General features: G+C 65.3%; 10 protein-coding genes. 1 reads left to right on the forward strand and 9 read right to left on the reverse strand.

Annotated features, from left to right (window positions below):
- Window positions 1-97: 97 nt before the first annotated feature.
- Window positions 98-2,725 carry a cation-translocating P-type ATPase gene (locus tag EAH73_RS22675; protein ID WP_140469723.1) on the reverse strand — a complete coding sequence of 876 codons (2,628 nt, stop codon included), beginning with the start codon at window positions 2,723-2,725 and terminating at the stop codon, window positions 98-100.
- A 258-nt stretch (window positions 2,726-2,983) separates the two neighbouring features.
- Between EAH73_RS22675 and EAH73_RS23820 the strand changes: the two genes are divergently transcribed.
- Window positions 2,984-3,313 carry a hypothetical protein gene (locus tag EAH73_RS23820; RefSeq protein WP_240047376.1) on the forward strand — a complete coding sequence of 110 codons (330 nt, stop codon included), beginning with the start codon at window positions 2,984-2,986 and terminating at the stop codon, window positions 3,311-3,313.
- 93 nt (window positions 3,314-3,406) lie between these two features.
- Here the strand turns inward: EAH73_RS23820 and EAH73_RS22685 are convergent, their stop codons facing one another.
- From EAH73_RS22685 to EAH73_RS22715, 8 genes are all read right to left on the reverse strand, one after another.
- A complete protein-coding gene (locus EAH73_RS22685) occupies window positions 3,407-3,778 on the reverse strand; it encodes a YtxH domain-containing protein (RefSeq protein ID WP_193560219.1) in 372 nt (123 codons plus the stop codon).
- Window positions 3,775-4,788, reverse strand: coding sequence for a class I fructose-bisphosphate aldolase (locus tag EAH73_RS22690; protein WP_140469724.1), 1,014 nt, complete (start codon window positions 4,786-4,788; stop codon window positions 3,775-3,777). The genes EAH73_RS22685 and EAH73_RS22690 overlap by 4 nt, the downstream gene beginning before the upstream one ends.
- A 52-nt stretch (window positions 4,789-4,840) precedes the next feature.
- Entirely contained in the window at window positions 4,841-7,243 is a 2,403-nt protein-coding gene (locus tag EAH73_RS22695; RefSeq protein ID WP_140469725.1) for a phosphoketolase, read from the reverse strand.
- 203 nt (window positions 7,244-7,446) lie between these two features.
- The gene (locus EAH73_RS23260) at window positions 7,447-7,620 is read right to left on the reverse strand and encodes a hypothetical protein (protein ID WP_161599663.1); all 174 of its coding nucleotides are present in this window, start codon (window positions 7,618-7,620) and stop codon (window positions 7,447-7,449) included.
- Between the two features lie 145 nt (window positions 7,621-7,765).
- Window positions 7,766-8,518 (reverse strand): SDR family NAD(P)-dependent oxidoreductase, encoded by a 753-nt coding sequence (locus EAH73_RS22700; protein WP_140469726.1) that lies wholly within the window; start codon window positions 8,516-8,518, stop codon window positions 7,766-7,768.
- 320 nt (window positions 8,519-8,838) lie between these two features.
- A complete protein-coding gene (locus EAH73_RS22705; protein ID WP_140469727.1) occupies window positions 8,839-9,492 on the reverse strand; it encodes a peroxiredoxin in 654 nt (217 codons plus the stop codon).
- A gap of 39 nt (window positions 9,493-9,531) precedes the next feature.
- Window positions 9,532-10,377, reverse strand: a complete 846-nt coding sequence (locus EAH73_RS22710; RefSeq protein ID WP_140469728.1) for a universal stress protein — start codon at window positions 10,375-10,377, stop codon at window positions 9,532-9,534.
- Between the two features lie 239 nt (window positions 10,378-10,616).
- Window positions 10,617-12,071: a BON domain-containing protein gene (locus tag EAH73_RS22715; protein ID WP_140469729.1), complete on the reverse strand. Its 1,455-nt coding sequence runs from the start codon at window positions 12,069-12,071 to the stop codon at window positions 10,617-10,619.
- Between the last annotated feature and the right edge of the window lie 102 nt (window positions 12,072-12,173).

Consider the following 12,173-nt stretch of genomic DNA (forward strand, 5'->3'; position numbering starts at 1 on the left):
AGCTGACCTCACGACAACAGTTAACTGCCTTATAACGACAGCCAGTTGACTCCCAACGACAACCGGTCGGCCGGCTCACGCCGGCGGACCGGGGCGGCTAGGCGGCCGCTAGCACGGCTGCCTGTGGTGGTAGTGGCTCAGGCACCGCCGCCCCTACCCCACGCCGCCGAATGATTAGCTTTTGCAGCTCCACGGCCCAAAACACTACGCTCGAAATAGCCACCGTCAGCCCGAGCTCGCGCCACGATAAGGGACTGGTGGTAAACAGCTTATTGAAGAAGGGCAGGTAGATAATCAGCAACTGGAGCACGATGGACAGCCCCACCGCGCCCAGCATGGGCTTGTTGGAGAGCAGGCCCAGCGTAAACAGCGACTCGCGTGGCGAGCGGATGGCGAGCGCGCTGCCCAACTGCGTGAAACAGAGCACCGTGAATGTCATCGTTTGCCAGTGCGCGTCGCCGTCGCGGATGGCCCAGGCCTGGGTGCCCAGCGTGAGGGCCCCAATCAGCAGGCCCACCCAACCCACAAACCAGCCCAGGCCGCCCGCAAAAATGGACTGGCCCGGCGGACGGGGCGGGCGCTGCATAGCGTTGGCGTCGGCGGGCTCGTAGGCCAGCGCCAGGCCGGGCAAGCCGTCGGATAACAGATTGACCCACAAGATTTGGATGGCCAGCAGCGGAATGGGCAGCCCGAAGAACGGGGCTAGGAAAATGGCCCAGATTTCGCCCACATTACCCGACAAAATGTAGCGGACAAACTTGAGAATATTGTCGTAAATGCGCCGCCCGTGCCGCACGGCCACCACGATGGTGGCAAAGTTGTCGTCGAGCAAAATGAGGTGCGCGGCCTCCTTGGCCACCTCCGTGCCGCCGATGCCCATGGCAATGCCGATGTCGGCATTTTTGAGGGCCGGCGCGTCGTTCACGCCGTCGCCGGTCATGGCCACAAACTGGCCTTTGGCCTGCAAGGCACTGATAATGCGCAGCTTCTGCGCCGGGTCTACGCGGGCGTACACCCGCACCTTTTCCACCACGGCGGCGAAGGCGGGCTCATCCAGAGCGGCCAGCTTGGGGCCGGTAAGCACCAGCTCGCCGGGCCGGCCCAGAATGCCCAGCTTGCGGGCGATGGCCTCGGCGGTGAGCTTATGGTCGCCGGTAATCATAACGGGGATAATGCCGGCGGCCTGACACGCGGCCACGGCCGGGGCGGCCTCGGCGCGGGCCGGGTCGATGAGGCTGGCGAAGCCGATGAAGCTGAGGCCGGTTTCGAGGGTAGCGGCGTCGAGCTGGGTCGGCAATTCGGGCAGCAACCGGGCGGCGTAGGCCAACACGCGGTAGCCCTGGGCGGCCTGGGCGTTGGCGCGCTTTTCGAGGTCGGGCAGCTGGGCTTTTTGGTCGGCGGCGAGCTGGGCGAAAAGCACGCCGGGCGCGCCTTTGGTAAGCACGAGTACGCCCTGCGGGGTCTGGTGCAGGGTGGTCATGCACTTGCGCTCCGAGTCGAAGGGCAACTCGGCGAGGCGCGGAAACCGGGTTTCGAGGGCGGCGCGGGGGTAGGCGTGGTCGGCGGCGTATCGGGCCAGGGCCACCTCGGTCGAGTCGCCKAGCCACTGGCCGGCGGGGTTTTGGGTGGCGTCGGTGTTGAGGGCCAGGGCGGTGAGCAGGGCGTCGGCATCGCCCAGGGCGGGCAGCTTGAACGCCGGGTTGGCGTACACCTCCTGGGTGGTCATCTGATTGAGCGTCAGCGTCCCCGTTTTGTCGGTGCAGATGTAGGTGACCGAGCCCAGCGTCTCCACGGCCGGCAGCCGGCGCACCAGGGCCTGGTCTCTGGCCAGGCGCTGCGCGCCCAGCCCCAGCGCGATGGTGACCACCGCCGGCAGCGCCTCCGGAATGGCGGCCACGGCCAGCGAAATGGATACCAGCAGCAGCTCGCCCAGCGGCTCGCCCCGCCACCAGCCGGCCGCAAAAAACACCGCGCAGATGCACACCGCCCCCGCCGCCAGCCACTTGCCAAACGTGCCCAGCCGCTGTTGCAGCGGCGTCTGGGTGTTGGGGGCCTGGAGGAGGGCGGCGATTTTGCCCAGCTCGGTGCCCATGCCGGTGGCCACCACGTAAGCCGTGGCGCGGCCGTTGGTCACGAAGGTGCCCTTGTAGCCCAGGTTCAGGCGGTCGCCGAGAGGGTAGGCCCCGGCGGGCAGCGCGGCGGGGTCTTTCTCCACGTTGGCCGACTCGCCGGTCAGCGACGACTCATCCACTTTGAGGGCATGGGTTTCGAGAAAGCGCACGTCGGCCGGAATGACGTTGCCGGCTTCGAGCAGCACCGCGTCGCCGGGCACCAGGCTGGCGGCGGGCACGGCCACGGGCTGGCCGCCGCGCAGCACCTGCGCCTGCGGCGGGGCCAGCTGCTGCAAGGCCGCCAGGGCCTTATCAGCCCGGTATTCCTGCCCAAAGCCGAGAGCCGCGTTCAGGATAATAATGGCCAGAATAACGTAGGCCGCCTGCGCCTCGCCCACCGCCACCGAGATGCCGGCCGCCGCCAGCAGCACCAGTATCATCACGTCGGTAAACTGGCGCAGCAGCAGCTGCCACCAGGCTTTTTGCTTGGTATCGGTCAGCTGATTGGAGCCGTATTCGGCTAGTCGCTGGGCGGCCGTGGCGGCATCGAGGCCGGCCGGCGAGGTGCCTAGGGCGGCGGCCACCTCGGCCACGGGGGTTTGGTAATACTCCATTAAAAGGGGTTGCGGTAGCCGGGAATATTCCGCGCAGTTTCCAGGTGGTTGTCCGGGCCGGTCGGCCGGCGTTGCTTTATAGCTGTTTCCCCCGCAATTTTCCGACAAACCCCCTGCCCTAGCCATGACGAAAATCAGGGCCCCGGCCTGACGATAGTCAGGGCCGCGCGGCCTTGGGTGGCGGAAACTTTGCTAACCCCCGCCGCYCAGCACCTAGGCTGGCCAGCGGCGGGGTTTCCACCTTTTAGTTAGCTTCCCATGACAGCCGAAACGCCCAAAAACAAGACTGGCAAAGTCTTCCTTACCCTCCTGGCCGGTGCCGGCGTAGGGGCCCTGGCCGGGGTCCTGCTCTACTCCGAAAAAGCCATCGAGCGCCGCCGGAAATTCCGCAACCTGCGCATCGACCACCGCCTGCGCATGCGCGGCGATTGGAACCAGCTCAAAGCCAAGCTGCAACACACCTACACCCAGCTCACGGACGACGACCTGACCTACGTGGAGGGCAAGGGCCACGAGCTGGTGAGCCGCCTGCAAGCCAAGCTCGGCAAGCGCAAGCGCCAAATCGTGCGGATGCTAAACGCGCTGTAAAACGCTCGTTAGCTGTTACCTAACGCGCCCCTCGCCGGACCAGCTTGGTCCAGCGAGGGGCGCGTGGTGCGTCGGCTGGGTGCTCAATGGTGCTTAATAAGGGCGGGACGTTACTTCCGGTAGCAGGCCCCACTGCTGGAGATGGCCCAGGCAATCGTTCGCCAGACCTTTAGAAGCCTCCCTGAGCTTGGTAGCACGCTGGGCGAGGTGATGGCCCGCCTCTTGCCGCTGCTCGCTGACCAGGCGGCCGTATTTACGCGTCAGGTCTTTCAGGCTTTGGCGCGTGGCCGCCCCGGCAGTGGGGGCCAGCAGCACCCCGCCAAGCACGCCGGCCCCTACCCCCGCTAGCGCGGCGAGCAATACGTGACCGATTTGGGTATTCTTATTTGTGATTTCCATGGAGATAAGAGATTGGATTAAGCAGCTTAAAATCTTAAAATTCAGTAAAATATCAATGATGCTCAAGCGACTACTGCCACTGCGGCGCCAATGGCTGCCCGGTTGCTCGCCACCCGTTCCAGCAGCGCCCGCTGGGCGGCGGCTACGTTAGCGGCCTGCCCAGCCCAGGCCTCAAGGGCCGGCTGGTGCAGGGCCCTGCCAAAGGAAAACGTGAGCGCCCACGGCAGCCGGCCGGCGAACCGCTCGTGCATGGCGGCCAGATGGCGCGTAGCCTGCTCGGGCGACTGCCCACCCGACAAAAACGCCACGCCCGGCACGGCCGCCGGCACCGCGCGCAGCAGACAGGCCACCGTGGCATCGGCCACCTGCGCGGTGGTGAGCTGTTTGGGGCAGGCATCACCGGCCAGCACCATGCTGGGCTTCAGCAACATGCCTTCCAGCACCACGCCCTGGGTGCGCAGCTGCGCGAATACTTCGTGCAGCACGTCTTCGGTCACGGCCGCGCACTGGGCCAGGGAGTGGGGGCCGGTCAGCAGCACTTCGGGCTCCACGATGGGCACTAAGCCGGCAGCCTGGCACAGGGCGGCGTAGCGGGCCAGCGCGTGGGCATTGGCCCCGATGGCGGCCCGGCTGGGCCGGTCGTGGCCGATGGTGAGCACCGCCCGCCACTTGGCGAAGCGGGCCCCCAGGCCGGCGTATTCGGCCAGGCGGGCACCCAGGCCGTCGAGCCCTTCGGTCACTTGCTCGCCGGAAAAGCCGGCCAGCGCGGGCGCGCCCAGGTCCACCTTAATGCCGGGGATGATGCCCGCCTGCTGCAAGGTTTCCACGAAGAGAACGCCGGCCGCCGTGCGCTGCCGAATGGTTTCATCAAACAGAATGGCCCCACTAATGCCTTCGCCCAGGCCAGGCGTAGTCACCAGCAGCTCGCGGTAGGCGCGGCGGGCCTCCACGGTTTGCGGAATGCCGAGGGCGGCGAAGCGGGCGTTACAGGTGCCAGTACTTTCGTCCATCGCCAGCAGGCCTTTGCCGGGGGCTAGCAGGGCGTGAGCGGTAGCGGTTAGTGTATTGATGTTCATTGTTTTATATTTGTGGAAGCCGGCGCGCGCCGGCTGACCGGTCCCTACCACCCTAGGATTTCCACTGCCATTCCCGGATTTTGGGCATGTCCTCGCCGTGGTGGGTGATGTACTGGCGGTGCTCCACCAGCTTATCCTTCAGGTACTGCTTGAGGTAGGCGCCCTTGTTGCCGAGTTGGGGCACGCGGTCGAGCACGTCCATGGCCAGGTGGAAGCGGTCCATGTCGTTGAGCACCGTCATGTCGAAGGCCGTCGTTATCGTGCCCTCTTCCTTGTAGCCGCGCACGTGCAGGTGCTGGTTGTTAGCGCGGTTGTAGGTGAGGCGATGCACCAGCCAGGGGTAGCCGTGGAAGGCAAAAATGACGGGCTTGTCGCGTGTAAAGAGCGCGTCGTAGTCGGCGTCAGGCAGGCCGTGGGGGTGCTCGGTGGGGCGCTGAAGCTTGAGCAAATCCACGACGTTGACGACCCGGATTTTCAGTTCCGGCAGGTGCTCGCGCAGGATGCTGGCGGCGGCCAGAATTTCGAGGGTTGGCACGTCGMCGCAGCAGGCCAGTACGGCGTCGGGCTCCTGACCGGCGTCGGTGCTGGCCCAGGGCCAGAGGCCGATGCCCTCGGCGCAGTGAATGCGGGCGGCCTCCATACTCAGCCACTGCGGGGCGGGGTGCTTGCCGGCCACGATGACGTTTACGTAGTGGCGGCTTCGCAAGCAGTGGTCCATTACCGAGAGCAGGCAGTTGGCATCGGGTGGCAGGTACACGCGCACGATGCTGGCTTTCTTGTTGATAACGTGGTCGATAAAGCCGGGGTCCTGGTGCGTGAAGCCATTGTGGTCCTGCCGCCACACAGTGGAAGTCAGCAGGTAGTTGAGCGAGGCGATGTTGCGCCGCCAGGGTATTTCGAGGGTCAATTTCAGCCACTTGGCGTGCTGGTTGAACATCGAATCGACGATGTGCACGAAGGCCTCGTAGCTGTTGAACAGGCCGTGGCGGCCGGTGAGCAAGTAGCCTTCGAGCCAGCCCTGGCATTGGTGCTCGCTCAGCATTTCGAGCACCCCGCCGCTGGGGGCCAGGAACTCGTCATGGGCGGCCGTGGCCGCGTCCCACTGGCGGTTGGTGGCCTCAAATACGGCGTCGAGTTTATTCGACAATGTTTCGTCGGGGCCGAAGACGCGGAAGTTGCGCGGGGCCGCGTTCAGCCGCAGCACGTCGCGCAAAAACTTACCCACCGTGCCCGTGTCGCTGGCCTCCACGCTGCCCGGCGACGGCACGGCCACCGCGTAGTCGGCGTAGTCGGGCAGGTGCAAATCGTGCAGCAGCAGGCCGCCGTTGGCGTTGGGGTTGGCACCCATGCGGCGATTGCCGCGCGGGGCCAGCTCGGCCAGCTCGGGCCGCAGGCGGCCGGCTTCGTCGAACAATTCTTCGGGCTTGTAGCTTCGCAGCCAGGCTTCTAGCTGCGCCAGGTGCTCGGGCGGCGCGGTGGCCGACACGGCCAGCGGCACCTGGTGCGAGCGGAAGGTGCCCTCGTTGGGCCGGCCATCGACCTCCTTCGGACCGGTCCAGCCCTTGGGCGAGCGCAGCACGATGAGCGGCCAACGGGGGCGCGTGAGGTCGCCGTGCTCGCGGGCGCGCTGCTGAATCTGGTGGATGTCGCAGACCACCTCTTCCAGCGCCGCGGCCATGGCCTGGTGCATCAGCGCGGGCTCGTGGCCCTCCACGTAGTAGGGCGTCCAGCCGTAGCCGCGCAGCAGTTGGTCGAGCTCCTCATGGGTGATGCGGGCCAGCACCGTGGGGTTGGAAATCTTGTAGCCGTTGAGGTGCAGAATGGGCAGCACCGCGCCATCAGTGGCCGGATTGAGAAACTTGTTGGAGTGCCAGGCGGTGGCCAGCGGGCCGGTTTCGGCCTCGCCGTCGCCAATCACGCAGGCCACCATCAGCTCGGGGTTATCAAACACCGCCCCAAACGCGTGGCTGAGCGAGTAGCCCAATTCGCCGCCCTCGTGGATGGAGCCCGGCGTTTGGGGCGAGGCGTGGCTGGAAATCCCGCCGGGGTAGGAAAACTGCGTAAACAGCCGTTTCAGCCCCGCCTCATCCTGGCTGATGTTGGGATACACCTCGCTGTACGTCCCTTCCAGATACGTGCCCGCCACCACCGCCGGCCCGCCGTGCTCCGGCCCGGAGAGGTAAATCATGTTTAAGTCGCGCCGCTTGATAATGCGGTTGAGGTGAGTATAGATGAAGTTCTGGCCCGGCGTGGTGCCCCAGTGCCCCAGCAGCATCTTCTTGACGTGCGCAAGTTGCAGCGGCTCGCGTAGCAAGGGGTTGTTGCACAGGTATATCTGGCCCACCGAGAGGTAGTTGGCGGCCCGCCAGTAGGCATCGAGGCGCTGGAGCGCTTCGGGCGGCAGCGGCGGGCGGGCGGGGCGGGCGATGGGGGGCGCTAACGTAGTGACGGGCATGATGTAGATAATTGAATTTTAGTTGTTTATGTCCACCGTCCGTAAACCCTGCTCCGCTTAATGCGTGGAATCCTTTGAGAGAGGAGGCTAGGGACTGGATTTTACGAATGGCGAGCCCTAGAAATCACGCCCACAAGCGTCGCACCTAGCCCGCAGCCCAAAAACGCCAGCTCAGCTTACACTAACCTTAGCTGCGGGCGGCCTCACGCGGCCAGGGTGCCGGCCCGCCGCAAGTGGCGCGGCGCGGCGGCGGGTTGGCTCAGCAACTCGTGCAGCTTCAGCACCAGGTTTTCGACCGAGACCTTGGTGGCGAGGCGCTGCTGCTCGTCGCGGGCGCGCTGCTCCTTGGCCAGCAGGCGGGCAAAGCTTTTAGCCATTTTTTCACGGTACCAGCTACCTTTTGGTGCATCTGGCGGGTGTGCTTCTCGGTGAGGCCGCTAAGATTAGCTTACAGGCTACTAACAAGTTCCTGTTCAAGGGTGTGGTCGGCGATTTTCATGGGGTAGGGAAATGTAAATCGTACTAGCGGGCCAGATACCCGCCATCGACGGGGTAGTAGCTGCCCGTCACGAAAGAAGCTTTGTCGGAGCTGAGCCAGACGACCAGCTCGGCCACTTCCTTCGACGTGCCCAGCCGGCCAATGGGGTGCAGCGCCACCAGCCCGGCCTTAGTTTCGGCCGAAAACCCGCTCAGCAGCGGCGTGTCAATGTAGCCCGGCCCCACTGCGTTGATGCGGATGCCCTGGGCAGCGTATTCCTGAGCGGCCGTTTGGGTGAGGCCGATGACGCCGTGCTTGGCCGTGACGTAGCCCGCCAGCGTGGGCGTGCCCACCTGCCCTAGGATGGACGACATGTTGATAATCGCGCCACTCCCCTGCTTCAGCATCACTTCCAGCTCGTATTTCAGGCAGAAGAACACGCTGTTAAGATTCACGTTGATAATGCGTTGCCAGCCCTCCAGCGAGTAATCGGCCGTCAAGCTTAGTTCGCCCGTGATGCCGGCGTTGTTGCAGGCCATGTCCAGGGTACCGAAGGCGGCCACGGTTGCCTGCACCAGCTGGCGGCACTGGGCGGGGTCGCCCACGTCGGCCTTGAAGAACTGCGCCTGCGCGCCGCCCATTTGCAGCTGCTCGACCACCTGCTGGCCCTGCTCCTCGTCCACATCCGACACCATTACCCGGGCCCCGTGCTGCCCATAGAGCAGCGCCACGGCCTTACCGATACCAGAAGCCCCCCCAGTAAYGAGAGCGGTTTTTCCTTGCAAATCCTTGTCCATGAATTGGGTGCGTTAAGCGGCAAAATCCTCGCCCGGCCCAGCCAGGCCGAAGTCGTAAGCCGGGGGTAAAGGTCCACGGCAGGGCTAGCCGTGGCCCTGACGAACCCGATCCGGTTACCTGATTTTTGTCAGGTTGCCCCACGCCGCGGCCGGCAACCAGGGTGCTAAATCCGCAAAAAAGCCCCGGTTTCCAGGGTAGGAAGCCGGGGCTTTTTTAAGCCACTGTCGCTAGGGGCGCTAGCTGGTACCGGGCTCGCCGGCACGAAAGTGGGTAGTATAAAGGGCGTTTTGGCTGCGGGCACCCGCTTTTCAGCCGGCCCTTACACGTAGGTTTCGGCCAGGTAAAACTCGGGTTGCTCCACCGAATCGTCGGACAGGCGCGCATCGAGCTGGGTGAGGGTAATGGGGGCCGGCAGCAGTACTTTTTGGCCCAACTGCCAGTTGAGGGGTAGCGACACGTGGTGCTCGTCCACGTGTTGCAGGGCCTGGAGGGCGCGCAGCAGCTCGTCGAGGTTGCGGCCCACGCTCATGGGGTAGTATAGCACAAGGCGGATTTTATGGCTCGGGTCGATGAAAAACACGGCCCGCACGGCGGCCGTGTCGCTCTCCGCGGGCTGGAGCATGCCGTAGAGGCGCGCCACTTTCATGTCGATATCGGCAATGATGGGGAAGCGGAAGTACACGCCGCTCTTTTCGCGCACGTCATTAACCCAGGCAATGTGCGAGTGGATGCTGTCGATGCTCAAGCCCAGCAGCGCCGTATTGAGGGCCGTGAACTCGTCCTCGCGCTTGGCAAAGCCCATCAGCTCGGTGGTGCAGACGGGCGTAAAATCGGCCGGGTGCGAGAAGAACAGCACCCACTTACCGGGCGCAAAATCGGCAAATTTGACAGGACCAGTGGTGGTAAGCGCCTCAAAGTCGGGGGCTTGGGCCCCAATGCCGGGCGGGCAGTGGGCGGGTTGGGTGGTATCCATTTTTTTAGAAAAGAAAGGTGAAAAGAAATAGCCGGCGCCCTACTCCACCGCCGGCAGCAGCAGCACCGGCACCGGGCAATGGCGCAGCACCGCAGCCGTGACGCTGCGGTGAAACAGCTCGCCCCAAAAGCTGCGCGGCCGGGCAATGAGCACCAGCATATCGGCCTGCGTATCGGCCAGGGCTTGCAAGATGCCGGCAGCCGGGGCCGCGTCAGCTACCTCGTACAAGTCCAGCGGAGTAGCGGGCGGCAGCAGCTGGCTGGCCCGCACATCGGCCAGGGCCAGGTGGCTGGAGCGGGCCGCTGCGTCAGAACCGCGCAGCACCTGGGTCACCGTGTAAGCGGCTGCCCACGAGCTCAGTAGCCCGCCTAGGTTGCGTGAAGCCGCCGCCAGGGCGAAGGGCTCACCATCGACGGCCACTAGCACCCGGCGCGGCACCCCTAGGGCCCCCGCCGTGGCCAACGTAGCGGCGGGCACCAGCAGCACCGGCCGGCCGGTGGCCCGCAGCACGGGCAGCAGCTGGCTACGCAGCAGGTCATCGAGCAGGCCCTGCTCGGGGCCCCGKCCCATGGCCAGCAGCAGCGGGTGGCAGCGGCGCACGGCGGCAGCCACGTCGTCGTCCAGCAAGCCGGTGGCTTCCAGCACCTCGGCGGGCACAGGCAGGCGGCTGGCCAGGGCGCGCAGGGCAGCCAGGGTTTCGGCCTCGTTGCGGTCGAGCTGCTCCACTACCTCGCCCACCAGCGCGGGCTCCAGCAGCGTGGGGTATAAGTAGCAGTGCAGCAGCGCCAAATGCAGGCCCAACGGGCGGCCTAGGGCGGCGGCGTAGCGCGCCGTGTGGGCGGCGGCTTCCGGCAAATTGGCCAGTACGAGGATGGAGGAGTTCATGAGCTTGGGAGTAGCTTGTTGCGTGGTGGGGCGCCTGCTGAGGGCCCTAGGGGGCCGGGGTCGCCGGGGTGCTCTCCACCGCGCAACCCCGGCCCACCAGGCCCCACTTCCCACGCATCAGGCGACATGGTAGCGTCAGCTTCCTGGGCAATGCGCAGGACGGCCGGGCTCACCTGGCCCGTATCATGGCGACTGGCGGAGTTCCGGCCGAGATTTGCACGGGAGCGCATATACTTGATTTAAATGAACTTGGAAGAAATCAATTCCAAGGCATTATCCACGGAGGTGGCGCCGGCCTCATAGGCGTTGAARGCGGCCTGCTCGCGGTCGAGCCAGGTATCGACGGTGCCGGAGAGGGTGGCGCGGCCGTTTTCGACTCGCACCGCCACGTCCTGGTTGTGCAGGCTGGCCGACCAGAAAAACAGCGTGCGGATACGCTCGGCCAGTGCGAAATCCGAACCGGAATGGGCCGCCGGGCGCAGCGCGCCAGGGTACCAGGCGGCCGGCGGGCCACTAAAGCCGGTGCTGCTCAGCACGCGCACCAGGTTCTCGACCTCGGCCACGCCGTTGACGCCGCTGGCTACCTCGGCGGCCTGGGCCTGCTCGAAGTGGCTATTTACCTGCCCGTGCAGGTGGGCGCGGCCGTTGGTCACGCGCACCTCAAAGCCAAAAACCCCCACGTAGGGGTCGCGGGCCAGCGCATCCAGGATAGACTGGCGCACCACCACATCGGGCGTAAACCAGCGGGTGCGCACCTTCAGCAGGTTGTGCACGGCCCACACGCCCACCACATGGCGAGCATCGCGCTCGGCGCTTTGCTTGGCGCGCAGGCTGCTCACCTGGCCGGTCAGCGTAACTACCCCATTCTGAACCACTACCACCGGCTGGTAAGAGAGCACGCGCGGGTCGTAGCGGAAGGTATCGCACACGGCCTGGGCAATGTCGGTATCGCTGCGCTGGGCAAATTTTTCGCGCCGCAGCTCGCTGCTGATGGCCCAATAGGCCACAAACAGGTCCAGGGCATCGACGCGGATGGCGCCGGTCTGGTTGGCCACGGCTATCACCTGGGCCCGCTCGGCGGCGGTGCCCACGGTGCCGCTCAGGTGCACCACCCGGTCGTTGGTGCGCACCACTACTTCGTTGCTAAACACACGAATGTCCCAGTCTAGCAGCTCGCGGATTTGGGTGCTGATTTCCTCGTCCGAGTTCTGAATTTCGCCCCAGCGGATAGTCAGTTCATCCGCCACCAGGCGGCGCACCCCGCGCACGCCCCGCAGCACGCGCAGCACCAGCTGCTGCTCGGCCCACGACTGCACCACGCCGGTGGGCGTCACCACGCCCTCGGCCACGGTGCAGGCCACATTGTAGCCCGTGGTGGCGGGGTCGGCGGCTAGGGCCTCGGCCACGGCGCGGTGCAGCTCGTCGTTGGGCATGTCGGGTGTGCTGATGAGCAATTCGTTGACCACCCCGCGCACCCCGCGCATGGCCAGCGCGATTTCTTCGGCCCGGTCAGCGGCTAGCATGTTATCGGTAATGCCGGTCAGCTGCACGATGCCGTCGTGGGTGGCCACGTCGATGAGGTGCGCGGGTACGCCTTTCTTGGTTAGAAAAAACAGCTCGATGGCGGCCGTAATCTCGGGGTCCGACAGGTAATCGGCCGCGGCGGGCGGGGCGAAAGTTTCCAGCGTTTGCATGGGCAGTGGGGAAAAATTTGAAGGCGTGAACAGGCCCCAAAAGTCCGTCCTTCCGCCTGGCAATACCCTGATGATTATGGCCTTACTAGCTGATATATGTCA

Source organism: Hymenobacter nivis (genome assembly GCF_006439025.1).
GTDB classification, from domain to species: Bacteria; Bacteroidota; Bacteroidia; order Cytophagales; family Hymenobacteraceae; genus Hymenobacter; species Hymenobacter nivis_A.